The sequence below is a fragment of the Rhodococcus jostii NBRC 16295 genome (genome assembly GCF_001894825.1).
Taxonomy (GTDB): domain Bacteria; phylum Actinomycetota; class Actinomycetes; order Mycobacteriales; family Mycobacteriaceae; genus Rhodococcus_F; species Rhodococcus_F jostii.
Genome location: NZ_BCWY01000063.1, coordinates 31690 through 57735 on the forward strand (window position 1 = coordinate 31690; position 26046 = coordinate 57735).

At 68.2% G+C, this 26046-nt stretch carries 23 protein-coding genes; 15 read left to right on the forward strand and 8 right to left on the reverse strand.

The window, feature by feature from the left end:
• Positions 1–69 precede the first annotated feature (69 nt).
• Both RJ1_RS31240 and RJ1_RS31245 read left to right on the forward strand, forming a co-directional pair.
• Positions 70–1575 (forward strand): MFS transporter, encoded by a 1506-nt coding sequence (locus tag RJ1_RS31240; RefSeq protein ID WP_240320032.1) that lies wholly within the window; start codon positions 70–72, stop codon positions 1573–1575.
• Between the two features lie 99 nt (positions 1576–1674).
• Positions 1675–2571, forward strand: coding sequence for an AurF N-oxygenase family protein (locus RJ1_RS31245; RefSeq protein ID WP_073366376.1), 897 nt, complete (start codon positions 1675–1677; stop codon positions 2569–2571).
• Between the two features lies 1 nt (position 2572).
• Here RJ1_RS31245 and RJ1_RS31250 read toward each other — a convergent pair whose 3' ends face one another.
• Complete coding sequence (locus tag RJ1_RS31250) at positions 2573–4849, reverse strand: SulP family inorganic anion transporter (protein ID WP_073366377.1); 2277 nt, start codon at positions 4847–4849, stop codon at positions 2573–2575.
• A gap of 342 nt (positions 4850–5191) precedes the next feature.
• Here RJ1_RS31250 and RJ1_RS31255 point away from each other — a divergent pair, with 342 nt between their 5' ends.
• Positions 5192–5734, forward strand: coding sequence for a gamma carbonic anhydrase family protein (locus tag RJ1_RS31255; RefSeq protein ID WP_205415380.1), 543 nt, complete (start codon positions 5192–5194; stop codon positions 5732–5734).
• A gap of 49 nt (positions 5735–5783) precedes the next feature.
• Here the strand turns inward: RJ1_RS31255 and RJ1_RS31260 are convergent, their stop codons facing one another.
• On the reverse strand, positions 5784–6242 hold the full coding sequence (locus tag RJ1_RS31260; RefSeq protein ID WP_073366379.1) for a carboxymuconolactone decarboxylase family protein: 459 nt from the start codon (positions 6240–6242) through the stop codon (positions 5784–5786).
• A 50-nt stretch (positions 6243–6292) separates the two neighbouring features.
• Here RJ1_RS31260 and pdxR point away from each other — a divergent pair, with 50 nt between their 5' ends.
• From pdxR to RJ1_RS31275, 3 genes are all read left to right on the forward strand, one after another.
• Positions 6293–7702: a MocR-like pyridoxine biosynthesis transcription factor PdxR gene (gene pdxR, locus RJ1_RS31265; RefSeq protein WP_073366380.1), complete on the forward strand. Its 1410-nt coding sequence runs from the start codon at positions 6293–6295 to the stop codon at positions 7700–7702.
• A gap of 232 nt (positions 7703–7934) precedes the next feature.
• The gene (locus tag RJ1_RS31270; protein ID WP_073366381.1) at positions 7935–8462 is read left to right on the forward strand and encodes an OsmC family protein; all 528 of its coding nucleotides are present in this window, start codon (positions 7935–7937) and stop codon (positions 8460–8462) included.
• A 40-nt stretch (positions 8463–8502) separates the two neighbouring features.
• On the forward strand, positions 8503–9804 hold the full coding sequence (locus RJ1_RS31275; RefSeq protein WP_073366382.1) for a bifunctional o-acetylhomoserine/o-acetylserine sulfhydrylase: 1302 nt from the start codon (positions 8503–8505) through the stop codon (positions 9802–9804).
• Positions 9805–10023: 219 nt separating this feature from the next.
• Here RJ1_RS31275 and RJ1_RS31280 read toward each other — a convergent pair whose 3' ends face one another.
• Positions 10024–11157, reverse strand: coding sequence for an IS701 family transposase (locus tag RJ1_RS31280; RefSeq protein WP_083400637.1), 1134 nt, complete (start codon positions 11155–11157; stop codon positions 10024–10026).
• A gap of 207 nt (positions 11158–11364) precedes the next feature.
• Positions 11365–12543 (reverse strand): acyl-CoA dehydrogenase family protein, encoded by a 1179-nt coding sequence (locus RJ1_RS31285; RefSeq protein ID WP_073366383.1) that lies wholly within the window; start codon positions 12541–12543, stop codon positions 11365–11367.
• A gap of 166 nt (positions 12544–12709) precedes the next feature.
• On the opposite strand from RJ1_RS31285, the gene RJ1_RS31290 reads away from it, so the two are divergent.
• Positions 12710–13972, forward strand: coding sequence for an Nramp family divalent metal transporter (locus RJ1_RS31290; RefSeq protein WP_073366384.1), 1263 nt, complete (start codon positions 12710–12712; stop codon positions 13970–13972).
• Here the strand turns inward: RJ1_RS31290 and RJ1_RS31295 are convergent, their stop codons facing one another.
• On the reverse strand, positions 13973–16264 hold the full coding sequence (locus tag RJ1_RS31295; RefSeq protein WP_162850363.1) for a serine/threonine-protein kinase: 2292 nt from the start codon (positions 16262–16264) through the stop codon (positions 13973–13975).
• A gap of 23 nt (positions 16265–16287) precedes the next feature.
• Positions 16288–16983 carry a TetR/AcrR family transcriptional regulator gene (locus RJ1_RS31300; RefSeq protein ID WP_073366386.1) on the reverse strand — a complete coding sequence of 232 codons (696 nt, stop codon included), beginning with the start codon at positions 16981–16983 and terminating at the stop codon, positions 16288–16290.
• Between the two features lie 100 nt (positions 16984–17083).
• Here RJ1_RS31300 and RJ1_RS31305 point away from each other — a divergent pair, with 100 nt between their 5' ends.
• The 5 genes from RJ1_RS31305 to RJ1_RS31325 are packed head-to-tail and all read left to right on the forward strand — an operon-like array spanning position 17084 to position 22734.
• Positions 17084–18268: a lipid-transfer protein gene (locus tag RJ1_RS31305; protein ID WP_073366387.1), complete on the forward strand. Its 1185-nt coding sequence runs from the start codon at positions 17084–17086 to the stop codon at positions 18266–18268.
• A gap of 46 nt (positions 18269–18314) precedes the next feature.
• Complete coding sequence (locus RJ1_RS31310; RefSeq protein ID WP_073366388.1) at positions 18315–18746, forward strand: type II toxin-antitoxin system Rv0910 family toxin; 432 nt, start codon at positions 18315–18317, stop codon at positions 18744–18746.
• A 5-nt stretch (positions 18747–18751) separates the two neighbouring features.
• Entirely contained in the window at positions 18752–19627 is an 876-nt protein-coding gene (locus RJ1_RS31315; RefSeq protein WP_073366389.1) for a MaoC/PaaZ C-terminal domain-containing protein, read from the forward strand.
• Between the two features lie 12 nt (positions 19628–19639).
• Positions 19640–20509: an SDR family oxidoreductase gene (locus RJ1_RS31320; RefSeq protein WP_073366390.1), complete on the forward strand. Its 870-nt coding sequence runs from the start codon at positions 19640–19642 to the stop codon at positions 20507–20509.
• Between the two features lie 11 nt (positions 20510–20520).
• Positions 20521–22734: an acyl-CoA dehydrogenase family protein gene (locus RJ1_RS31325; protein WP_073366402.1), complete on the forward strand. Its 2214-nt coding sequence runs from the start codon at positions 20521–20523 to the stop codon at positions 22732–22734.
• 9 nt (positions 22735–22743) lie between these two features.
• On the opposite strand, the gene RJ1_RS31330 is transcribed toward RJ1_RS31325, so the two are convergent.
• Complete coding sequence (locus RJ1_RS31330) at positions 22744–23205, reverse strand: PPOX class F420-dependent oxidoreductase (RefSeq protein WP_073366391.1); 462 nt, start codon at positions 23203–23205, stop codon at positions 22744–22746.
• A 93-nt stretch (positions 23206–23298) separates the two neighbouring features.
• On the opposite strand from RJ1_RS31330, the gene RJ1_RS31335 reads away from it, so the two are divergent.
• From RJ1_RS31335 to RJ1_RS31345, 3 genes are read left to right on the forward strand one after another with little or no spacing between them, the layout of a single operon-like run.
• Positions 23299–23991, forward strand: coding sequence for a FadR/GntR family transcriptional regulator (locus RJ1_RS31335; protein WP_073366392.1), 693 nt, complete (start codon positions 23299–23301; stop codon positions 23989–23991).
• Positions 23988–24794, forward strand: a complete 807-nt coding sequence (locus tag RJ1_RS31340; protein WP_073366393.1) for an ABC transporter ATP-binding protein — start codon at positions 23988–23990, stop codon at positions 24792–24794. Before RJ1_RS31335 ends, RJ1_RS31340 begins: the two co-directional genes overlap by 4 nt.
• 28 nt (positions 24795–24822) lie before the next feature.
• Positions 24823–25005, forward strand: a complete 183-nt coding sequence (locus RJ1_RS31345; protein ID WP_073366394.1) for a hypothetical protein — start codon at positions 24823–24825, stop codon at positions 25003–25005.
• Between the two features lie 16 nt (positions 25006–25021).
• Here the strand turns inward: RJ1_RS31345 and RJ1_RS31350 are convergent, their stop codons facing one another.
• Entirely contained in the window at positions 25022–25897 is an 876-nt protein-coding gene (locus RJ1_RS31350) for an amidohydrolase family protein (RefSeq protein ID WP_073366395.1), read from the reverse strand.
• Between the last annotated feature and the right edge of the window lie 149 nt (positions 25898–26046).

Sequence of the window (26046 nt, forward strand, 5' to 3'; positions counted from 1 at the left end):
CGGAACGAGGCACCACACGCACGGACGGATCAACCGGAGAACGCGGGCTGGACCCTGCGGCAGATATGGATGCTCACGGTCTCGTGCTGCGCTGTCGCCCTCGTCGTCGCGGCGATGGCGGCACTGAACACCGCGCTCCCCGACCTCGCCCGCGACACGGGCGCGACCCAGAGCCAGCTGACGTGGATCGTCGACGGCTACACCCTGACCCTGGCCGCCCTGCTGCTTCCGGCGGGCGCACTCGGCGACCGGTACGGCCGGCGCGGACTGCTCATGGCCGGGCTGCTGATCTTCGGCGTTGCCACCGCGATTCCCATCGTCAACGACGCACCCGAATGGATCATCGGTTCCCGGGCAATGGCCGGCGTCGGCGCCGCCCTCGTGATGCCCGCGACATTGTCGCTGCTCACCGCGGGTTTTCCGCCCGCACACCGGGGTAGGGCCGTGGGCATCTGGTCGGGCGTCGCGGGTTCCGGCGCAATCGCCGGCCTGCTCGTCTCCGGGCTGCTGCTCGAGAGGTGGTCGTGGCACTCCATCTTCATCAGCCTCACCGTGGTGTCCGCCCTGATCTTCGTCACGGGCTTCACCATCTCCTCGTCCCGGGAGACCGAACGCCCACCGCTGGACCTGCCGGGCACCGGGCTGATCGCGGCCGCGGTCGGATTGTTCGTCCTGGGAACCATCGAGGCGCCGCAGCGCGGCTGGCTGGATCCCGTCGTGCTCGGACTGCTCATCGGCGGGCTCGCCGCCGCGGCCACGTTCGCCCTGGTGGAACTGCGCAGAAAGCGCCCCCTCCTCGACGTCCGGCTGTTCGCCAACCGCGCCTTCGGCTCGGGATCCATGTCGCTGCTGCTGCAGTTCCTGGCCTCCCTCGGCCTGTTCTTCCTCGTCGTGCAGTACCTCCAACTGGTCCTGAACTACTCCCCACTGCAGTCCGCACTCGCGCTCGCCCCCATCGCCGTGCCAGTCGTGGCGATGTCCGCGGTCATGCCGATGCTCATCCCGCACGTCGGGCTCCGGCCGCTGCTCGCATCCGGCTCCGCACTGCTCGGGCTGGGCATCCTCCTGCTGGTGCGGCTCGATGCGCATTCGAGCTACGCGGAGGTGTGCGGCCCGCTGATCGTGGCCGCGTTCGGTATCGGACTGTGCACGGCGCCCGCGACGGCTGCCATCGTGCAAAACACCCCCGACGCGAAGCAGGGTGTCGCGTCGGCCGTCAACGACACGGCACGCGAGATCGGTTCGGCCATCGGAGTCGCCCTGGCGGGCAGCGTCCTGGCCGCGGGGTACGCCACCCACGTGCAGCCGGCGGTCGACGCCGTTCCGGAGGCCGCGAAGGAGCCGGTGTCCAGTTCACTGGCCGCGGCACTGCAGGTCGCCGAGGTTGCGGGCCCGCAGGGTGAGCAGTTGGCGACGTTCGCGCGGGATTCGTTCCTGAAGGGTTTCGACGAGGCATCCACCGTCCTGGCCTGCGTGTTGTTCGCCGCGTCGCTGCTGCTCGCGATGTGGGCTCCCGGGCGGAAGGGTTCCGTGCCGAAGGCCGAATCGCCGACGGAACTGGCCGACGTCGACTGAGTGGACGTTGCTCTTGTGACGGCCGTCGCTGTATCGTTCAGTATCAGTTACTGAATGTCACAGTTAGTTGACCGCCTAGTCACAGATCAAGGGGTAGTGATGACCGCATCGATCGTCGTCTCCGACCGCGAAGAGACCGCCCAGCGCCTGCTGGCGTCGTCGGCACGCAAGTCCTACGACCCGATGGTCGAGGTCGACTGGGAAGCACCGATTCCCGACGACAAGTTCGGTCTCACTCCCGAGTGGAGCACGCTCTACGGCACGGCCCTCTGGGACGAGATGACCGATGCGCAGAAGATCGAGCTCACCAAGCACGAGGCCGCCAGCGTCTCCAGCGTCGGACTGTGGTTCGAGATCCTGCTCATGCAGATGCTGCTGCGCGACGTGTACGGCCGCGACAAGCACTCGCGCCACGTGCAGTTCGCGCTCACCGAGGTGGCCGACGAGTGCCGCCACTCGGTGATGTTCGCCCGCGCCGGCGAACGCCTCAACATGCCGAGCTACGGCCCGCACCCGGCGATCCACAAGCTCGGACGCATCTGGGGTGGCTTCTTCCGCGGCGCCAACGCGTATGCCAGCGTGATGGCCGCCGAGGAGATCCTCGACATGATGCAGCGCGACTTCATGAAGGACGAGCGCGTGCAGCCCGTCACCCGCACGGTGAGCAAGATCCACGTACTCGAGGAGGCCCGCCACATCCGCTTCGCACGCGAGGAGGTCGGCCGTCGCATCGAGGGCGCCAGCTGGGCCCGCCTCCAGATCGAGCGGCTCAACACCGCCGCGGTCGTGTACTTCGTGATGAAGAGCATGATCCGCAAGGAGGTGTACGAGAACGCCGGTCTCGACCCGAAGCGGGCCGCCGCCGAGGCCAAGAACAACCAGCACTACAAGGACACCGTCCGGACGTCCGGTTCCAAGTTGATGCAGTTCCTCGATAGCGTCGGCCTCGTCGGCGGCCCGTCGAAGCGCCTCTACAAGAGGGTCCATCTCCTCTGAATCATGTGGGGACGTGGTCCAGGTAGGACACACCGGTCGAGGTGATCTCGAGTACGCGCGCGGACGGAATGTCGAAGAACATTCCCGCGACGCGTACTCGGCCCTCGGCCGCCGCTGCGCCGACGAGGGGATGGCGCCCGAGGGTTTGCACCTGGACCGCCACGTTCACCATGCCGAGCTGGTCGACCTCGTCGAATCCGAGTTCGGCTGCGGCACGCGCCACGGGATGACCGCTGTCGAACGCCTTCCGGCTCGGTTGCGCGAACGTGAGCCACTGCTCGACGGCGTCGCGATCCGACGCCTCCGCCCCACCGGGCGCACTCGCCAGCACGGCCTTCATCGCACCGCAGCCGGAGTGGCCGCACACGATCACCGAGCTGACCTCGAGTTCGTCGAGCGCGAACGCCAGTCCCGCCTCCACGGAGACGTCCTGCCTGCCGGTCGGCACGAGGTTGCCCACGTTGCGCACCGTGAACAGGTCGCCGGGACCGCTGCTCGTGATCACGTTCGGGACGATGCGTGAATCGGAGCAGGTGAGGAACAGGGAGTCGGGGCGCTGCCCGTCCCGCAGTTCGTCGAGGTGCGGCTGCAGCTGCGCCGCGTTGCGTCGGTGGTATTCCGACACTCCCGCGAGGACGGGCCGGAGCGCCGCCGGTGTGGTGTTCTCGTCGGTGTCGGTGTGCCGCGGCTGCCAGCTCTTCCATGGGGCGAACCCGCGGGGGCTCGCCACCCCGATGCCGCGGCGGGGCGGCGACGCACCGACCTCGGCCATGTCGACGGGACCGAGCGCGTCGATCACGACCGTTCCGCCCTTGTTCTCGTGGTGACGCTTCCAGTCGTCGATCGCTTCGAACATGGCGTGGTCGAGGAAGTCGACCGCCAGTTCCACGGTGACGTGCGCACCCTCGGGCACCTTCGCGAGCAGTCCGGTCAGTGCGGGCATGGACAGGAAGCTGCACGACCCCTCGACGGTCACGCGCCACCGCCCGGAGTCTTCGGAGCCGACCGGCTCGGCCCGCATCTTGGGATGGATGACCCGCCACAGCAACAGGACCACTGCGAGTGCGAGACCGATGATGACGCCCTCGAGGAGGTTGAGGAAGACGACGCCGCCGACGGTGACGCCGTACACCCACAGGTCACCGGTGCGCCGCGCGGTACGCAAGTGGGCGAGTTTGACGAGCTGGATGCCGATCACGATGAGGAGGCCGGCGAGCGCTGCCATCGGGATCTGCTCGACGAGACCGGTGAGCAGGGCCGCGAAGACGAGGATCCACACTCCGTGCAGGATGGCGGACGCCCGGGTGCGTGCCCCGGCGGCGACGTTGGTGGAGCTGCGCACGATGACACCGGTGACCGGCAGGCCACCGATGAGACCCGAGATCATGTTGGCCGAGCCCTGACCGACGAGTTCGCGGTTGAACTCCGAACGTGTCCCGCCGTGCATCTTGTCGACGGCGACCGCGGACAGCAGACTCTCGACGCTGGCGATCAGCGCGACGGTGAGGACACCGGTGGCCACGGCGAGCCACGGCCCGTCCGGCATGGAGGGCAGTGCCACGGCGTCGAACAGGGAGCCGTCCAACGTGATTCGATCGATGTCGAGCGGGAAGGACAGGGACAGAACGGTGGCGGCGACGACGGCCACCAGTGGTCCGGGGAGCACCCGGAGTTTGCCGGGGATCTTCTTCCAGAACAGCAGGACGACGATGACGACCGATCCGACGAGGACGTCGCCGTACCGGGCGGACGTGAGCTGCCCGGGGAGTTGCGTGATGTTCTCGACGGTCGAGCTGTGTGAGCTCCCACCGAGGAGGACGTGAATCTGCTGGAGCGCGATCGTGATTCCGATTCCGGCCAGCATGGCGTGGACCACGACCGGGGCGATGGCCAGTGCGGCACGCGCAATTCGGCTGAGCCCGAAGATGATTTGGAGGAGACCGGCCGCGACGGTGATCGCGCACGTGGACTTCCAGCCGAAGGTGGCGACCAATTCTGCTACCACCACGGTCAATCCGGCGGCTGGACCGCTGACCTGGAGCGGTGAGCCACCGATCGACCCTGCCACCACACCACCGACGATGGCGGCGATGAGGCCGGCCATGATCGGCGCGTCGGACGCGATCGCGATACCGAGCGAGAGGGGCAGGGCGACGAGGAAGACGACGAGTGACGCGGGCAGGTCGTATCGCGCGTTATTTCGGAACCTTTCACTGAGGGTCGGTCCGGGGGCGGGGGCACCGGATGGGGGTGCTTTCTCGTTCTCGAGGATCGACATGTCGTCACCTTACGGGCGGAGAACGACGAAACGCCCGAAACGGACGCGATCTTGTGGCATGTGTCACTGTGGCAGCATTATTCGCACAGTTGAATCGAAAACTATTGGACAACAGTCCATTACATGAAGATTAAAGTACACAAAGTTCACCGCGACCGACGCCGCGCTGTGAGACGTGCCGGTCAGCCTTGGAAAGACGTCGGCACGATGGCGATGCGTACTGCCCCAGCCAGGTCGGTAGCAGTCACAATTGGCAATGCGCGGAGTCCGCTCCACACGACAATGGACGACAGGACGCTGCGCAGTGCAGCAGGAGTCCAATCTCGACAGGAGGAGAACACGGTGAGAGAACCACACGTCGTTGCGATCAATGGAAGTTCGCCGCGCGCGGAGAAGACCACCTGGGTCGCGCCCACGGCCGCGGTGATCGGCGCCGCAACCCTCGGCGCGGAGGCCAGCGTCTGGTACGGCGCCGTGCTGCGGGCCGATTGTGATTCCATCACCCTCGGCGAGGGAAGCAACATCCAGGACGGAGTGGCTGTTCACGTCGACCCGGGCTTCCCCGTCGTCGTCGGCCGGGACGTCAGCGTGGGACACAACGCCGTCCTGCACGGCTGCACCGTGGAGGACGGCGCCCTCGTCGGTATGGGTGCCACGATCCTCAACGGCGCGGTGATCGGCGCACAGTCGCTGATCGCGGCAGGCGCGCTGGTGCTGGAAGGAACCCGAGTTCCGCCGCGGTCACTCGTCGCCGGCGTGCCCGCAAAGGTTCGCCGAGAACTCACCGACGACGAGGTGGCCCACAACGCCGCCAATGCCGCGGTCTACCGTCAACTGGCGCAGCAACATCGATCGGCGCAGGTCACCGCCCTCGACATCGCCTGAGTGACTCAGTCGTGCGGGCTCCCGTGAACACAAGGCCTTCGCCGCGCGCTCAGCGCACCCGCGGGGTCTTGCGGGTGCTCACGGCGATGCGATTCCACGCATTGATCATGAGCACCAGCGAGATGAGCTGAGCCAGTTCGGTCTCGTCGAAGTACTCCTCGGCCTCCTCGTACACCGAGTCGGGGACGAAGCCGTCGGTCAGCACGGTGATCGCCTCGGCGAGCGCGAACGCCGCGCGCTCCCTGTCGGTGTACAGGCCGTGCGCTTCCTCCCACGCGCCCAGCAGGTACAGCTTCTGTTCGGAGATGCCGATCCTGCGGGCGTCGGCGGTGTGCATGTCGATGCACCACGCGCAGTGGTTGATCTGGGAGCAGCGGGTGAGTACCAGCTCGACCAGTTCCGGATCCAGGCCCTGCCGTGCTGCGGCGTCGAGGGCGATCATCGCCTTGTAGACGGCGGGTGCCTTGCGGGCGAGATCGACTCGGGTCGTGCGCTCTGTCGTGGTCATACGAAGAACAGTAGGCGCGCAATAGCCCATCTCCGTGGTTCAATTCATCCATGGAATCTTGGGCCAATTCGGGCCTGGGCCGCGACCTGCACCTGGAGCTCACGGCGTCCGGCAGGACGCGCTCGTCCGGGGTGCGCGCACACCTGATCTCGGCGCTGCGCGAGTCGATTCGCTCGGGACGGCTCGTCGCCGGCACCACCCTGCCACCCTCCCGCACCCTGGCGCTCGACCTCGGCGTCGCCCGCAACACCGTCGCCGAGGCGTACTCCGAACTGGTGGCGGAGGGCTGGCTCACCGCCCGGCAAGGGTCGGGGACCCGGGTCGCCGACCGCGTGGGCGAGGCGCCGCGTCGCACACGCACCCCGGCCGCCACCGTCGCACGTCCGACTCTGAGCCTGATGCCCGGCTCGCCCGATGTCGCGGAGTTCCCTCGTGCCGCCTGGATGACGTCGGCCCGCCGGGCGCTCACCGCGGCGCCCAACGACGCGTTCGGCCCCGGCGATCCCCGCGGGCGCACCGAACTCCGCAACGCCCTCGCCGAATATCTCTCTCGCGCAAGAGGAGTGCGCACCGATCCCGACCGCATCGTGGTCAGCGCGAGCTCGGGCCACGGGCTGTGGCTGCTCGCCCGCGCCGTGCAGGGACCGATGGCCGTCGAGGGATACGGGCTGCACCTGCACCGTGAACTTCTCGGCGACGCCGGAGTCGCCACTGTCCCCCTGCAGCTCGACACCCGCGGAGCGCAGCCCCCGGATGCGACGGGGCAACGCCTGTCGGCGTGCCTGCTCACCCCGGCTCATCAATTCCCCACCGGCGGGCCGCTTCATCCCGACAGGAGAACGGCTTTCGTGGAATGGGCGCGCACGACGGGTGGGATCGTGATCGAGGACGACTACGACGGCGAGTTCCGGTACGACCGTCAACCTGTCGGCGCCCTGCAGGGTCTGGCCCCCGACCGGGTGGTGTATCTGGGCACGGTGAGCAAATCCCTTTCCCCCGCGATCCGGGTGGGGTGGATGGTGCTGCCGGAACGCCTCATCGACGACGTCCTGGCAGTCAAGGGTGTGTACGAGCGATGGGTCAGCGCGACGGACCAGCTCACCCTGGCCGACTTCATCGAACGGGGCGCGTTCGATCGGCACGTCCGCAGGATGCGCACCCTGTACCGCCGCCGGCGCGACACCCTCGTCGAGACCCTCGCCGCCCGCGCACCCCACGTGCACGTCACCGGCATCGCGGCCGGGTTGCATGCCGTCCTCGAACTTCCGACCGGGACGGAGGCGGCCACCCTCGAGCGGGCCGCGTCCCTCGGTCTCGCGGTGGAGGGTCTGCGCACGTTCCGTCATCCCGACGGTCCCGCGAACCGGCCCGACGGGCTCGTCGTCGGCTACAGCACACCGTCGTCCGCGCGGTTCTCGGCCACGCTCGACGCCCTGTGCCGCGCGCTGCCCACTGGGTGAGCGGAATTTCCTATGGGACTGGTCGGAATGCGTGTCGTGCGGTTACAGTCTCATCCGTGACCGAATCCCGTGTGATCGACTCAGGCGAGCTGCTGACGCGGCGCCGCCATGTCGATTTCGCGCTGGTGTGTACCTCGGGGTGTCCGATCTCCTGATCGGACCCGTCCCGGCGTGATCGTCTCCACGCCGGGTTCTTCCTGCACACCCACGTTTTCGAAGGATTCGTATTCACGTGACCACTGCATCCGTTTCACATCTTGCGTCCGTCATCGGCGCCACCCGCGACGCCGTCTCCCAGGATTCCGCGAACGCTCACGTCGTCTTCCGCGCCTCCGCCGAGGCACACGACGCCGTCGCGAGCACCGTGTCGCTCGGCAAGTACAGCGTGGAGGTGGACGAGCCACCGGCGCTCGGCGGCGACCACTCCGCCGCCAATCCGGTGGAGTACTACCTCGCTTCACTACTGTCCTGCCAGGTGGTGACCTACCGCTTCTGGGCCGAGAAGCTCGGCATCCGCGTCGACGACATCTCGGCGCGCGCGGAGGGCGATCTCGACGTGCGCGGGTTCTTCGGCTTCGACGACGCCGTCCGTCCCGGGTTCGGCGAAGTGCGGGTCGTCGTGACGCTGACCGGCCCGGAATCGCAGGAGCGCTACCTCGCACTGCAGGAAGCCGTCGATGCGCACTGCCCCGTCCTCGACCTGACCCGGAACCAGACCCCGGTCCACACCGTGGTCGAAACACTCACCGGCGACAACTGATTCACCACATCCACCTCACCGAATCCGGAGGACACCACTCGTGACCGAGACTATCGATCCCACTGTCAACTGGTCGTTCGAGACCAAGCAGATCCACGCCGGGCAGACATCCGACGCGACTACCAAGGCGCGGGCGCTGCCGATCTACCAGACCACCTCGTACACGTTCGACAGCACCGATCACGCTGCCGCCCTGTTCGGTCTGGCCGAGCCGGGCAACATCTACACCCGGATCATGAACCCCACGCAGGACGCGGTCGAGCAGCGCATCGCCGCCCTCGAAGGCGGCGTCGCCGCCCTGCTCCTGTCCTCGGGTCAGGCCGCGGAAACCTTTGCGGTGCTGAACCTCGCGGAGGCGGGCGACCACATCGTCTCCAGCCCGTACCTGTACGGCGGCACCTACAACCTCTTCCACTACACGCTGCCCAAGCTCGGCATCGAGGTCTCGTTCGTCGAAGACCCCGACGACCTCGAACAGTGGCGCAGCGCCGTCCGCCCGAACACCAAGGCGTTCTACGGTGAGACGATCGCCAACCCGAAGAACCACATCCTGGACATCCCGGGCATCTCGAAGGTGGGTCACGACAACGGGATCCCGCTGATCGTGGACAACACGGTGGCCACCCCGTACCTGCTGCAGCCGCTGAAGCACGGTGCCGACATCGTGGTGCACTCGGCCACCAAGTACCTCGGTGGTCACGGCACGGCGATCGCCGGAGTCATCGTCGACGGCGGCACGTTCGACTGGACCCAGGGCCGGCACGCGGGCTTCACCACTCCGGACCCGAGCTACCACGGTGTCGTCTTCGCGGACCTCGGTGCACCGGCCTACGCACTGAAGGCGCGCGTGCAGTTGCTGCGCGACCTCGGTTCCGCGGTCGCCCCGTTCAACGCGTTCCTCATCGCGCAGGGCATCGAGACCCTCAGCCTGCGCGTGGAGCGGCACGTCGCCAACGCGCAGAAGGTGGCGGAGTTCCTCGAGGCGCGCCCGGAGGTCACGTCCGTGGCCTACGCCGGTCTGCCGTCCTCTCAGTGGCACGAGCGCGCACGGCAGCTCACGCCGAAGGGTGCCGGGGCGATCGTGACGTTCGAACTGGCCGGCGGTGTCGATGCCGGGAAGAAGTTCGTCAACGCGCTCACTCTGCACAGCCACGTCGCGAACATCGGCGACGTGCGCTCGCTCGTGATCCACCCCGCGTCGACGACGCACTCGCAGCTCACCCCGGAGGAGCAGCTCGCTGCCGGTGTGACGCCCGGACTGGTCCGGCTCGCCGTCGGCATCGAGGGGATCGACGACATCCTCGCCGACCTCGAGACCGGATTCGCCGCGGCCGCACTCTGATCCGATGCCCGGGGTCGAGGCGTGCGCCTCGGCCCCCGGCGTCCTAGTACTGCAACGGCACTTATGGGACATGTCCGCGGGTTCGGTAGTGACAGATGCGGGCCTGGTGCTGTCGGCGTCTCCGCCAGTGTGACCAGGACCAGACGTGCTCGTCGGGGCGGGCGTGTCGCAGGATCAGATGCACGAGCAGCCGCCGGATCTCGGGTACCGTGTACGCGATCATGCCCTGATCGTTTGTCCCGATTCCCCCTTTATCGCTTCGGTTTTCGTGCCGGCAAGCCAGGCGAGGGCGAGCATCGACAGTGTGGTGTGCGCGTACCAGGCCCGGTAGGTGCGCACCTGGTACTGGTCCAGTCCGGCCTCGTTCTTGGCCTGCTGGAAGCATTCCTCGACCCGCCACCGCGATCCGGCGACGGTGGCGAGTTCGGTGAGCGTGGTGCGCCGGGGTCCGGCGCAGATGTAGTACGCGATCTCGGTCGGGTCCGACAGGGATCGGCGGGCGAGCAGCCAGTGCCCCCGCCCGGGTGCCCAGGCGATCCTGATGGGCACCCGCACCCAGGAATACTCGCGCGGGCCGTGCGCGCCGTCTCCGGCGGAGATCCGGCGCCACTGCTTCGGCGGGACCGCGGCGATCATCTCGTCGGCCCGGCCGGTGCGCCCATCGGGAGTGAAGACGTCGTCGTTGCGGCGGGTGGCCAGCACGTAGGAAATATCGCGTTCCTCGAGCCAGACCCGCAGGTACTTCACCTGTCCGTACGCCTCGTCGGCGGTGAGCCAGGTGAACGGGACCTTCGCATCGAGCGCGCGTTGGATCATGTGCTGCGCCAGCACGGGTTTGGTCGCGAACTCGACCTCGTCACCGATCCCGGCGGCGCGGCACCGGTCCCGGTCGGAGGTCCACGATTCGGGGAGGTACAGCTCCCGGTCGATGAGCGCGTGCCCGGCCGCGCTCGCGTAGGCGAGGAACACCCCGATCTGGCAATTTTCCACCCGCCCGGCGGTGCCCGAGTACTGGCGTTGCACCCCGGCCGAGCGGGTGCCCTTCTTGAGGAATCCGGTGTCGTCGACGATCAACACCCCGGCGCGGTCACCGAGCCGTTCGACCACGTAGTCACGCACATCGTCGCGGACCCCGTCGACGTCCCAGTCCGCCCGCCGCAGCAGCCGTTGCATCCCGTCCGGGCTCACTTCGCCGGCCCGCTCGGCGAGGGTCCACCCGTTCTTGCGTTCCAGACCCGCAACCAGACCCGTCACATATTCACGGACCCGGGTGCGCGGTTCCGACCGGGCGAACCGACCGGAGATCCGCTCATGCAACGCTTCCAACTCGGCAGCAACCAGATCGACAACCACCTAACAAGTATCTCTTACCTGTCAAGCAAGTGCCGTTGCAGTACTAGGGCGTGTCTCCCAATCCCTCTCGGATGCACCTGGCGACACGATCGTCGTCCGGCAAGGCGGAGGAGAAGCCGATACCGCTGTTGTATCGGCGCCGACGACAACGCAGCAGGGCGGCGATTGGGCGCCAGGAGCGCCGAAACGGGGATTGGGAGACATGCCCTAGATCATGGCCCGCATCATTCCCTGCGGTTCGCCGCCGAGCTGGGTGAGCGCGCTCGCGTGATTGGTGGGTCCGGGCACGTGGACCGCGTGCGCCAGGCCGGCGTGGGCGTCGCGCCAGAACCGCTGCATCGGGGTCTTGTAGTGCAGTGCCCCGCCGCCGGCGCGCGCGAAGATCTCGTCCACGGCACGCACCGCGCGCCAGGCCGCGGCGATCTGGGTGCGACGTCCGATCGCACGCTCCTCGAACGTAATCTCCTTGCCGGCGTCGACCTTGTCGTAGAACCGGTCCGCGGTCTCGATGAGCGACACCCGCGACGCGTTGATCTCGGCGGCGGACTCCCCGATCGCACTGAGAACGTAGGGGTCTTCCTTGATCTTCTGGCCCGTGATCGCGACGCGGTCCTTCTGCACCGCGATGTGACAGGCGAGCGCGCCCTCGGTGATGCCGATCACGGCGGCGGTGATGCCGAGCGGAAACATGCACGAATAGGGCATGTTGAACAGCGGCTCCGGCCTGCTCGCCTCCCTCTGAGCACGCCCGTCCATCACCTTCGATGCGTTCAACGTCCGGTAGGCCGGGACGAATGCGCCGTCGACGATGAGGTCCTTGCTTCCCGTTCCGCGCAGTCCGATCACGTCCCACGTGTCCTCGACGATCTGATAGTCGGTGCGCGGCAGGATCACGTGCAGAGACGAGGGCGGCATCGCGATGCCGCCCTCGCCGTCACCGACCATCGCCCCGAGGAAGGCCCACCGACAGTGGTCGGTTCCGGACGAGAACGACCAGCGGCCCTTCAGCACGTACCCGCCGTCGACGGGTGTCGCGACACCCATGGGCGCATACGGCGACGCCATCCACGTGTCGTTGTCCTCGCCCCAGATCTCCTCCTGCACCTGCGGGTCCGCGAAGGCCAGTTCCCACGGGTGCACGCCGACGATCCCGGCCACCCATCCGCTCGCGCCGTCGAGTGCCGCAATTCCCATGACGGTCTCGGCGAACTCGCGGGGGTGCACCTCGTAGCCGCCGTACAGCTTGGGCTGCAGCAGCCGGATCGCCCCGGAGTCGCGCAAAATGGCGGCGGCGGTGTCGGTGAGCCGGCAGTCCGCCTCCGACCGCACGGCCTGTCCGCGGATCTCCTCGGCGACGCCTTCGATTCTGTCGAGAACCTGGCCCATCGGGACCCCTTCCCACCATAGGTAGAACACGTTCTAGTAAATATAGCCCGGGGGTAGGGATTCCGCGCAGAACCAGACGCTGCACTTGAAAGTTCGTCGCACCTAACTCTATAGTCCGGATATACGAATCAGCAGGTAGATCGACGCGACCACGATCAGGAGTCCAGTGAGCATCGAGGCCCCCAGACCCCTCCTCCCGCGCCGCGCGCCCCGCAAGGGCAGCATCCGGACAGTCGCGCTCCTCGGACCCGCTTTCGTCGCGGCCATCGCCTACGTCGACCCCGGCAACGTGGCCGCCAACCTCACCGCGGGCGCGAAGTACGGATACCTGCTCGTCTGGGTCCTCGTGCTCGCCAACGCCATGGCCGTGCTGGTGCAGTACCTGTCCGCGAAACTCGGGCTGGTCACCGGCAAGTCACTGCCCGAAATGCTGGGTACCCGCCTCCGGACCGGCAACCGTCGCGCGTTCTGGCTGCAGGCAGAGGCGATGGCGGTCGCCACCGACCTCGCCGAGGTGATCGGCGGCGCGATCGCGCTCAATCTCCTGTTCGGCGTTCCCCTCTTCGTCGGCGGCCTGATCACGGGCGTCGTGTCGATGGGCATCCTCTCGATCCAGAGCCGCCGCGGCCAGCGGACGTTCGAGTTCGTCGTGATCGGACTCCTGACGATCATCACCGTCGGGTTCCTCACCGGACTCGCGTTCACCGACGTGTCGGGCACGGACGCACTCGCCGGTCTCGTGCCGCGATTCGAGGGCACCGAGACGGTGCTGCTGGCCGCGAGCATGCTCGGCGCCACGGTGATGCCGCACGCCATCTACCTCCACTCCGCCCTCGCCCGCGACCGGCACGGGAACGACCTCGAAGGCCCGCGCCTCGCACGACTGCTGCGGGTCACGAAATGGGACGTGGTCGGTGCGCTGATCGTGGCGGGCGCGGTGAACATCGGCATGCTGCTCCTCGCCGCGTCCGCCCTGCGCGGCCTTCCCGGCACCGATTCGATCGACGGCGCGCACGCGGCGATCCAGAACTCGCTCGGCCCTACGGTCGCCGTCGTCTTCGCCGTAGGACTGCTGGCATCCGGCCTGGCCTCGACGTCGATCGGTTGCGCGGCCGGCTCCGAGATCATGTACGGCCTGCTGTCGATGCGGATCCCACTGCTGTTGCGCCGGGTGGTCACGCTCATCCCCGCGCTCGTCGTACTCGCGATCGGCGTCGATCCCACGTTCGCGCTCGTCCTCAGTCAGGTGGTCCTGAGCCTGTGCATCCCGTTCGCCGTGATCCCGCTCGTGCGGATGACGTCGAGCCGCGACCTGATGGGCGTCCACCGCAACGCGACGGCCACCACGGTCGCCGCCTGGGTTGCCGCGTCGCTGATCGTGGTGCTCAACGTCTCGCTGCTGTGGCTGACGTTGACGGGTTCCGCCTGATCACTCGTGCCGCGGCGCACCGGACACGACGCGCTCCAGCGCCTGCAGGTCCTCCGTCAGCATCCGGAACATCCAGTAGGCCGCCACGAACGCGACGACGCTGCCGACGCACAGGACGCGGAGCGCGACGATCACCCGGGGCAGGTCCTCCGGGGGAATGAACGTGGCCCCCGCGATCCCGAGCAGCGGCACGGCAGCGGCCGCGGCGAGGAAGAACGTGCTGCGGCGCCCCAGCCGCTTCAACATCCGGGCGTCGGACGCACTGATCTCGCCGTGCCGCAGAAACACCGGGTAGAGGCACCGGACGGCGTAGAAGTTCACGAAGAAGAACGGGTAGACCACCGCGATCGCTCCGCAGACGAGCTGCGATGCGGTGAAGTGGACGATCGTGTTCCACGGGACCTGACTGCCGCTCACCTCCAACGTGATCGGCACGACGAGCCCGCTGATGATCCACAGACCGAGGCAGAGAAGTGCACACCGCTGACCGAGCAGCAGGGTGTCGCGGCGCGCCCGGGCGAGCTGGGCGCCGGTGTATACCCGCCCCCGCCGGAGGCCGCCGGCCACCACCGTCAGGTAGATCACCATCGACACCGTGCCCACGGCTCCGATGAGAAACGCGACCGTGTAGTCGATCCGGGTGATCCGCTCGAAGTTCTCCTGCGCTTCGGGCGGAAGCTTGCTGATGATCAGGGTGCTGTTGTGCTGGTAGCTGTAGAGGATCGCCAGCAGATTGGGAACTGCGATGGCCAGGAACATGATCGGGTGCGTCCACCGCCGCATCCGCAGCCGCCAGCTTCCCGGCGGCGGATCGACCAGGTCGCGGGCGTGCGCGTCGAGGCAGACGTCGAGTTGCTGGGCGAGTTCGGCACCGGAGGAGAACCGATCCTTCGGCGCAGGAGCCAGCGATTTCAGCAACACTCGCCGCAGCGCGTTCGGACAGTCGTCGGGCAGCGCGTCGACGGCCGGTTCGTCCGGTCCGCGCCGCCGGGCCAGCATCGCGTCGAGAGTGGTGCGGTCGCCGGGTGGGTGGGAGTGCAGTTCGGCGTCGCTGTCGTCGAAAGGTCTTCTGCCGGTCAGCAACTCCCAGAGGACGACACCGAGCGAATACAGGTCGCTGCGGGTGTCGAGATCGCCGGGTGCGCCCGGCCGGTCCGGGTGGATCGCCTCGAGCTGTTCGGGTGACATGTAGGCCAGCGAGCCGCCGAAGTACGCGACCGGACTCGACCCGGCGATGTTGCGACTGAAACTGATGTTGAAGTCGGCGAGCTTCGGGACGCCCTCCGCCGTCAGCAGCACGTTCGCCGGTTTGACGTCGCGGTGCAGGACGCCGCGGCGTCCGGCATAGTCGAGCGCCCCCGCCAGCCGCCGGCCGAGCCAGGCGACCGTCTCGGGCCAGGTCAGCGCCGCGACCTCTCGGCGCACCCCGGATTCGCTGGGCCGGATCTCGCCTCGACCGACCAGGGCCCGGTCGATCGCGTCCAGCAGCACGGCGCCGCTGCGTGAGGCCGGTGGCGTCTCACGAACCCGGGCGACCACGTCGAGCAGCGTGCCGCCCGGGACGTACTGCATGTACAGCAGTCGGAGGTCGCGGCCCGCGAGGAGGCGTTGATCGTAGACGCGGACGATGTAGTCGTGGTCGAACTGGGCCAGGGTCTGCGGCTCGGTGCCGTGGTCCAGGGAGATCTTGACGGCGACCATCCGTTGCAGCGACCGCTGCCGGGCCAGGAACACCCGCGCGAACGCGCCCCGGCCGAGACCGGTCACGAGATCGAAATCGTCTATCCGCTGGCCCACCTCCAGATCGTCGAGCGTTCCGCCGCTCCCCGGATACACCGACAGCGTCGTCTCCCCGCGATGGAGGGATGTGCTGTGGTACTCGCCGGTGCCGAGCAGTTCGTCGAGCTGGCCTGCCTGACCGGGAAAGTTCTGCGTGTATTCGCTCGCCTCGACCGACTCGCCGCTGCGCCGGCGGATGTGGAACTCCTCGTACAACAGGTCCGGCGGCAACGGCCACCGCCGCAGTTCGGGCAGCTCCTCACAGTATTCGGCGAGCCGCTTCGGGTGGTCGCCGCGGAGCCAGCGGTTCTCCAGGTCGACCTTCACCAGTTCGATGAGCGTGACCCGGCGGAGCGCGGGCGACACCGGCAGGTAGGCGGCGAGGTCGGGGGCGGACGCCGAGGCGTCCCAGGCGCTGGCGAAGCGCGCGACGGCGTCGCCGACCGCCGTGTCCGACACCCGGACCTGCTCGGAAGCGGCCGGTGAACCTCGCCGGGAGGGCATGGAAGCCATGGTAGCTGGCCACGCCCTGCCGGCTACTGCAGTTCCGACACCGGGGTCGACGGGTCGATGGCGACGCCGATCCGCTCCAGATTGCCGTGCAGCACTTGCCAGATCGACACCTCGAGGAACTCGGCCAGTTCGTCGCTGCCGAGCGCCGACTGCGGGTTGCTCAGCCAGCGGTTGACGCTCGCATCCACGAGTCCGACCAACCCGAAGGCCAGCGACTCCGCCAGATCCGAATTGCCGGCCACCGTGTCGAGCACTGTGGCGAGCAGACCCGACAACTGGAGTGCGATCGCGGTCTTCGTTCCCGTCACCACGCGCGAACCCGTCGTGCGCCTGCTCGGGGATCCGGTGCCGAGGAATTGGTGGAGGCGTGGGTATTCGACGATCCACCGCAGGTACGTCTCGACGGCGCGGGCGATCGCCTCGCCCACCGTTCCCTCCGGCGTCAGCGTGGGCGCGAGGTCGGCCATCAGCCGCTCGATGATGCGTCCGCGCAACTGCTCGTCGAGGTCGCCGCGGTCGGTGAAGATCCGGTAGACCACCGACCGCGGCACGTCGGCGCGGTTCGCGATCTGCTGAACGCCCACGTCGGGGCCGTCCTCGTTGATGGCCTCCATCGCGGCTTCGAGAATCCGGCTGCGGCGTTCCGCCTTGTGGTCCTCCCAGCGCGTGGCGCGGCCGTCGCCCTGGGGCGACGCGGCGGTTTCCACTTTCTCCGGCATCGCCCATACGTTACCCATCCGACTGTTGACTGGACACCCTGTCTCACATACTTTGATGAGACAGGGTGTCACACACATTTTTCGGACTCAGGGAGTCGCAATGGGTAACAGGGTGTTCGTCGCCGGAGCCGGGATGACGAAGTTCGAGAAACCGGGCGCACGCGAGTGGGACTACCCCGACATGGCGCGCGAGGCCGGAGGCAGGGCCCTCGAGGACGCGGGCATCGAGTACCGGCTCGTGGAGCAGGCGTACGTCGGATACGTGTACGGCGAGTCGACGTCGGGACAGCGGGCCGTCTACGAACTCGGCCTCACCGGCATTCCGATCGTCAATGTCAACAACAACTGTTCGACGGGGTCGACGGCACTCTTCCTCGCCACGCAGGCCGTCCGGAGCGGTCAGGTCGACTGCGCGCTGGCGCTGGGATTCGAGAAGATGCAGGCCGGTTCGCTCGGGTCCACGTACGACGACCGGGAACAGCCGATGATGCGCCACCTCCTCGCGCTCGCCGAGCTGCAGGAGTTCGCGATGCCGCCCGCCCCGTACATGTTCGGCGCCGCGGGCAAGGAACACATGGAGCGATTCGGCACAACGGCCGAACAGTTCGCCAGGATCGGCGTGAAGAACCACCGCCACTCGCAGAACAACCCGTACGCCCAGTTCCAGGACGAGTACACGCTCGACGAGATCCTCGGGTCGAAGCCGATCTACGGGCCGCTCACCAAACTGCAGTGCTCCCCCACCTCGGACGGCTCCGGTGCCGTCGTCGTCGTGAGCGAGAAGTTCGTCGACGAGCACGACCTCGCCGGGCAGGCCGTGGAGATCGTCGGCCAGTCCATGGTCACCGACCTCCCCAGCACGTTCGAGGACCGCAGCGCGATCAGCCTGGTCGGCGCGGACATGACCCGCACGGCCGCGGCCCGCGTCTACGAACAGGCAGGCATCGGACCGGACGACATCGACGTCATCGAACTCCACGACTGCTTCTCCACCAACGAACTGCTGACCTACGAGGCGCTCGGCCTGTGCGGCGAGGGCGAGGGCGGCAAACTCGTCGACAACGACGACACCACGTACGGCGGGCGCTGGGTGGTCAATCCGTCCGGCGGTCTCATCTCCAAGGGACATCCCCTCGGCGCCACCGGGCTCGCGCAGTGCAGCGAACTCACCTGGCAACTGCGCGGGACCGCCGACAAGCGTCAGGTCGACGGCGCCACGGTCGCGCTGCAGCACAACATCGGGCTCGGCGGCGCAGTGGTCGTCACCGCCTACCGCGCACTCTGATCCTTCTCTCTCACCATTTAATTCGCCGAGAACACCAGGAGTAACCATGGCTTCCGTCTCCGTCGCAGCGTCCCTGCCCGCCTCCCCCGACAAGGCGTGGGACGCCCTCTCCAACCTGTCCCGCTGGGAAGAATGGCTCACCATCCACCAGTCCTGGAAGAGCGAGATCCCGGCCGAGGTCGCGCCGGGATCGAAGTTCACCGAGGTCGTCTCCGTGATGGGCATGGCCAACAAGATCGAGTGGACCGTCACCGAGGTGGAGGTGCCCGAGAGGGTGAAGATCTCCGGCACCGGCATGGCCGGGGTGACCGTCGAATTCACCCTGAAGGTCGAGCCGGACGGCGCCGGCTCCAAGGCGATCATCGACGCGAGCTTCACCGGCACGATGATCGTCGGCCCCATCGGCAAGGCCGTCGCCAAGAACGCGAAGGCAGATCTGGAGGCGTCCCTGGCCGGGTTCGCCGACATGGTGGGCTGATCCGCATGACCACCCCCACAGTCGAATTCGACACGAGCGGGCTCGGCGAGTGGACCGATCCGCAACGGTTCGAGGTCACCGCCGAGCGCATCGCCGAATACGCGGCGGCCACCAACGATCCCATCGAACGCCACCTCGCGGGCGAGGTGGCGCCCCCGGTATTCGCCGTGGTCCCCGCGTTCACATCGATGGCGCCGGCCGCCCTGTCCGTCGCCCCGGTCGAACTGCTCATGAAACTCGTGCACGGCGAGCAGGACTTCCACTTCCACCGCCCGATCTTCCCCTGCGACAACCTCGTGGTCCGCGCGAAGCCGATCGGTTTCGAGGGCCGCCAGAACGGCTCCACCGTCGTCGTCTACGTCGAAACCGTGACGGAGGAAGGCGAACTGGTCAACGAGCAGTGGATGACTGCCTTCTTCCGCAAGGTCGACGCCGGTGCCGGGCTCGGCGAGCAGGCACCCGCCCACCGGTTCGACGAGACCCTGCGCGGACAGGCCGCCGTCGCATCGGTCACCCAGCACATCGACGAGGACCAGACGTTCCGGTACTCCCCCGCATCCGGTGACCCGATGCCGATCCACCTGGACGACGAGATCGCCCGGATGTCCGGCCTGCCCGGGATCATCAACCACGGCCTGTGCACCATGGCGTTCACGTCGTGGGCGGCGCTCACCGAACTCGCCGACGGCAGGACCGAACGCCTCCGCCGTCTCGCGGTGCGGTTCGCGAAGCCCGTGCTGCCCGGCCAGGACATCGCCACCCGGTTCCGGCGGTCCGGCGAATCCACGGGCGGGGCAACGTCGTACGCCTACGAGACCACCGTCGGCGACGAGCCGGTCATCAAGGACGGCCTCGCCGTCATCGCGGACACAGAAACTTAGGAGAGCGCACACATGGGAACACTCGACGGACGGGTGGCCGTCGTCACCGGCGCCGGACGCGGAATCGGCCGGGAGCACGCACTGCTCTTCGCCCGTGAGGGCGCTGCCGTGGTCGTCAACGACCTCGGCGGTGCGAACGACGGCACCGGCGAGGACGCGGGCCCGGCGCAGCAGGTCGTCGACGAGATCGTCGCCGCGGGCGGCACGGCAGTCGCGAACACCGACAACGTCGCGTCGTGGGCCGGCGCGGAAGGACTCGTCGATCAAGCGGTGAGCGAGTTCGGCCGACTCGACGTCCTCGTCAACAACGCGGGCATCCTGCGGGACGCCTTCATCGCGGGCATGACCGAAAGCCAGTGGGACGCCGTCATCGCCGTGCATCTCAAGGGCCACGCCGCCACCCTGCACCACGCGGCGGCGTACTGGAAGGCGCAGACCAAGGCGGGCGAAACCGTGAACGCGTCCGTGATCAACACCGCGTCGGCGTCGGGCACGTTCATGCCCAACGCGGGCCAGGGCAACTACGGCGCCGCGAAGGCGGGCATCGCCGCACTCACCCTGGTCGCCGCGGACGAGCTCGAGCGCTACGGCGTCCGGGTCAACGCGATCGCGCCGATCGCCCGCACCCGGCTCACGCTGGCCACCCCGGGTATGGGCGCGCTGTTCGCCGAGGAGGTACCGGAGGGCGAGTTCGACGCGTTCAGCCCCGCCAACATCTCTCCGCTCGTCGCGCGTCTCGCCGACGCGAACTGCAAGATCACCGGCAAGGTGTTCGCTGTGCAGGGCGGGGCCATCTCCGAGCTCGCCGGCTGGCACGACGTCACGACCATCGAGAGCGACGGCCCGTGGACCGTCGCCGACCTCGCCGACCGGCTCGGCTGAAGGGCCCCGACATGGCCAAGAACACGTACGAGCTCGGGCTCGGGCTCACCGAGGAACACCGGGCCCTCGCCGACTCGGTCCGCGCATTCGCCGAACGCACCATCACCTCCGATCACGTCCGGTCCGCGGTCGAGTCCACGGGCGAGGACAAGTTTCCGCCGTTCTGGGATGCTCTCGTCGGTCAGGACCTGCTGGGACTGCACATCCCCGAGGACAAGGGCGGTCACGGTGCCGGGCTCCTCACGATGGCGGTGGCTCTCGAAGCCCTGGGGCGGACGGTCGCTCCGGGCCCGTTCGTCCCGACCGCGCTGTCCGCCGCCCTCGTGGCGGCCGCCGATTCCAAGGTCGGCATCGAGCTGATGCCGGGACTGCTCGACGGATCACACACGGCCGCAGTCGCGTTGGGCCGGACGCTCGACGCTTCGGCGCACGACGGCGGATACCGGGTGTCGGGTGTCGCGGACGCCGTCCTCGGCGGCGAGCATGCCGACATCGTGCTGCTCCCGATCACCGTCGGCGACGACGTCCGCTGGGCCGTCGTCGATTCCGCGGATGTCACCGTCACCGTGCAGGACAGCATCGATGTGCTCCGAGGCTCGGCCCGGATCACCGCCACCGACGTGCAGGTGGGAGCCGACCGGATCCTCGACGGGCTCAGCGAGCGGCGTGTCCGGTCGATCGCCACCGTCGTCCTCGGTGCGGAGGCGACCGGCGTGATGTCCTGGTGCGTGTCCACCGCATCCGAGTACGCGAAGACGCGGGTGCAGTTCGGGCGTCCGATCGGCCAGTTCCAGGGCGTCAAGCACAAGTGCGCCCACATGGGCATCGCCCTGGAGAAGGCGCGCGCGGTGCTGTGGGATGCCGCGTCCGCCCTCGACAACGGCGACGACACCGCCGATTTCGCCGCCGACGTCGCCGCCGTCATCGTTCCCGACGCCGCGGTGCAGTGCGCGCAGGACTGCATCCAGGTCCACGGCGGCATCGGATTCACCTGGGAGCACGACGCGCACCTGTACTACCGCCGCGCGCTGTCGATCCGCGGGATCCTCGGCACCCGGGAGGAGCGTGCCACCCGCGTGGCCGATCAGTCGCTCGCCGGCACCGCCCGCACCTCCGTACTGGAACTGCCGGGCGAGGCCGAAACGATCCGCACGACAGTGCGAGCGGAACTCGTTCCACTGGTCGGTCTCGACGAGGACGACCAGCTGATCGCGCTCGGTGACGGCGGCTGGGTGCAGCCGCACCTGCCGAAGCCGTACGGCCGCAGCGCGTCCCCGCTGGAGCAGATCGTCATCGCCCAGGAGATCACGGCAGCCGGCATCCCGATGCCGCAGCTGCTGATGGGCGGCTGGGCGGTGCAGGCCGTCGTCGCCCACGGCACCGACGCGCAGAAGCAGGACCTCGCCGTCCCCACCCTGCGCGGAGATCTGGTGTGGTGCCAGCTGTTCAGCGAACCGGGGGCCGGCTCCGACCTCGCGTCGCTGACGACGAAGGCGGAGAAGGTCGACGGCGGCTGGACGGTGACCGGGCAGAAGATCTGGACCACGGTCGCGCAGTTCTCCGACTGGGCGATGCTGATCGCCCGCACCGACCCGTCCAAGCCGAAACACGAGGGAATCACCTACTTCGTGCTGGACATGTCGACGCCTGGGGTGACCGTCCGGCCGCTACGCGAGATGACCGGGTCGGCCCTGTTCAACGAGGTCTTCCTCGACGACGTGTTCATCCCCGACGCCAACGTGGTCGGGAACGTGAACGACGGCTGGAACGTGGCCCGCACGACCCTCGCCGGCGAGCGGGTGGCGCTGAGCCAGAAGATGGAGGCCTACGCCACCGACAAGGACCTGCTGCAGTTCGCCCGCGGCCGGGAACTGGGACCGCTGGCCCGTTTCCGCGTCGGCGAACTGGTGGCCGAGAGCCAGGCCATCGATCTGATCGGTTCCCGCATCGTGCTGAAGCAACTGTCGGGGGCGGACGTGAGCACCACGTCGAGCGTCGGGAAGCTGCTCGGCATGGGGCTCGGACAGTCGATCGCCGAGTTCGTCGTCGCCGAACTCGGCGCCGCGGGTGCCGTGAGCATTCCGGGTGAGCCGAGCGACAAGGCGATGGAGCAGCTGATCGCCGGGCGCGCCACCACCATCTACGGCGGCACCACCGAGGTGCAGCTCAACGTGATCGGTGAACGCATGCTCGGGCTTCCGCGCGACGCGCAGGGGGTGTCGTGACGGGGGGACCTATCCGCGATCGGCATCGGGCGGGAAGCCACCGGTCGCGATGGGTCCCCATTCGTCGATGGTGATCCGGATGAGGCTCTTGTTCTGCTTCCGCATGGCGTCCCGGTACTCGTCCCAATCGGGGTGCTCCCCGGAGATGCCACGGAAGTACTCCACCAGCGGCTCGAGTGCGTCGGGCAGGTCCAGCACCTCGGCCGTGCCGTCGATCTGCACGTAGGCGCCGTTGAACTCGTCGGAGAGCACGCACACGCTCACGGCGGGGTCGTGTCGCACGTTCGCGGCCTTGGCGCGCTGCGGGTAGGTGGAGACGACGATCCGTCCCTCCTCGTCGAGTCCCGACGTGACCGGGGAGATCTGCAGGCCTCCGGACCGCTTCCGGGTGATCAGGACGCTGCGATGTCGCGGTCGGACGAAGTCGAGCAATTCTTCCCGCGTGACGCGGTCTGCGGTGGCGACGGCCATGGTGCACCTCTCCTCTGCTGCGGTGGTCCTTTCCGATTCACCATAGGCCCGGGTCAGTCCTCAGACGTCTGAGGACTGTGTTAGCGTCGCCGCATGCCCGGACGCCACACCCTCCGCAACGGACCGCTGGTCCCCCAGCTCGAGGAACTCCTCACCGCGTGGATCCGCGACGGCAAGTGGACGCTCGGCAGTCGCATCCCCAGCGAAGCCGAACTGGCCGCTGAACTGGGTGTCGGCCGTTCGTCCGTGCGCGAGGCCGTTCGACTGCTCGCCCGCGACGGACTGCTCGACGTCCGGCACGGCGTCGGCACGTTCGTCGCCCAGCCACCCACCGGCGGCGCCGGGCTCGAGAAGCTGCTGCGCCGCGCCCGGCTGCTCGAGGTGTACGAGGTGCGGCGCGCCCTCGAGATCGAGGCGGCCCGGCTCGCCGCGGAACGCGTACGCCCCGAGGATCTTCGACGTCTGCGCGCGCAACTGTCGGCCCGCCACGACAGCACCACCGAGTCGACCGCGGTTTTCGTCGCCGCCGACCTCGACTTCCACGCCGCGATCCTCGAGATCGCCGGCAACTCCATCCTGTCCGCACTGTTCGACTCGATCCGGCCGCTCCTCGTCGACGCGCTCGCCGAACTCGTCGATCACGAACCGGGCAGACCCGACACCAGCTGCGCCCACGACGATCTGTTCCGCGCGCTGGAAGCAGGCGACGCCGAGGCGGCCGTCGCCGCGACGGCCGCCAACCTCGATCCGACCATGTCGATACTGCGGAAAGGCGAAAATCAGTGACCACCCCGGATTCGGTCGTCAGCATCGAGCACGTCGACCTCGTGCGGAGCGGACGGTATCTGCTCAGCGACATCACCCTCCGCATCGAACGCGGACAGCACTGGGTGCTGCTCGGCGCGAACGGTGCAGGCAAAAGCACACTCCTGAGCATGCTCGGCGCCTTCGCACACCCCACACACGGCACCGTCCACGTGCTCGGCCACCGGCTGGGCCGGGTCGACATGCGCGAGTTGCGCGCCCACATCGGGCACGTCAACCCGCGGCACCGCATCGACGCGCCGCTGACCGTCCGCGACGTCGTGCTCACCGGACTCACCAACACACCCGAGTTCGTGCCGCGGTGGACACCGTCCCCGGAGCAGATCGCCCGCGCCGACGAACTGATCGCCTCCCTCGGCATGCAGAAGCACACGGACGCCCTGTGGCCCAATCTGTCCCAGGGCGAACGCGGCCGGGCCCTGATCGCACGGGCCCTGATGGCGGAACCGCAACTCCTCCTGCTCGACGAACCCGCCACCGGCCTCGATCTCGCTGCGCGAGAACAACTCCTCACCGCACTCGACGAACTGCGCGAACGCTACCCGAGCCTCGCCAGCATCCTCGTCACCCACCACCTCGAGGAAATCCCCACCACCACGACGCACGCCGTCCTCATCCGCGACGGCCGGGTGATCGCTCGAGGCCACGTCGCGGACGTCCTCACCACCGAACACATCAGCGAGTGCTTCGACCACCCCATCGAGATCACCCGGCAACGCGGCCGATGGGTCGCGCAGACGCGGGTCCCCGAGGCGGTCGGGTAGCCGCCGATCGCGGTGCACACTGGATCGCATGGCACGAGGCGACCACCCGCAGCGCACCCCGTTCTACGGTGTGGTGCTGATCGTCGTCGCGATGGCGGCGGCGATGATCGTGAACCGCACCGCCCCCGTCTGGGTGCAGGTGCCGGTCTACGTCCTGGCCGTCCTCGCCGCGATGGCCGGTTTCGTGATGACGTTCCGCGATCGGTCCTGAGCGGCAGCCGAGAGCGTCAGTCGATCGCGAACAACCGTGCCGCGTTGTCGTGGCAGACCGCCCGCAGCCACGGCTCACCGAGGTCGAATCGGGTGAGACCCTCGAGCGCGTCCAGGTAGGGGTACGGAATGTTGGGGAAGTCGCTGCCGAACACGATCCGCTCCTGCAGATCGGCCAGCCGGTGGACCTCGTCGCGGGGAAACGGTGTGGCCGCTTCGGTGTAGTCCGTGAACGCCATCGTGGTGTCGAGGTACACGTTGGGGTATTTGCCGGCCAGGTCCAGGAATTCCCGGTACTCCGGCAGACCCATGTGCGCGATGATCAGGTGCAGTCTCGGGTACCGCGACAGCAGCTCGGCGATGGGTTCGGGCCCGGTGTACGTGCCGGGTGCCGGTCCCGACCCACAGTGGATGACGGTCGGGACACCCGACTCCTGCAGCGCACCCCAGACGGGGTCGAGGAGCGGATCGTTGGGTGAGTACTGCCCCACCTGGATGTGTGACTTGAAGACGCGCGTGCCCGACTCGATCGCCTCGGCGACGTACTCGGCCGCGGACTCCTCCGGGTAGAACGTGGACGTCCGCAGGCAGTCGGGGGTCTGCTGGGCGAATTCGCCCGACCACTGGTTGAGCCACGCAGCCATGTCCGGCTTGTGCGGGTAGATCATCGACGTGAACCGCCGGACGCCGAACCCGCGGAGGTGTTCGACGCGGACGTCTTCTTCGTGCCGGTAGTGGATCGGCCATTCACGCCCGGTGAGGGGGCCGACGGCGTCGAAATAGCCCCACACCTTCTCCATTACGTTCGCGGGCATGAAATGGGTGTGGACGTCGATGATGCCGGGCAGTCCCAGCGCACGCCAGAACTCCTGAACCCGCAGATCCTCGGTCAACAGACTTCTCCTCGACAGGTGCCGGGCACGGAGCACCGGCAGATGAGAACAGGGGCGGACTCAGAACAGCGTGAACGCGTCCTCGGCCTCGGGAGTGGACGGAGCGACGGCCGCCGGTGCCGGCGCGGCGGGCGCGACCGGCGCCGGTG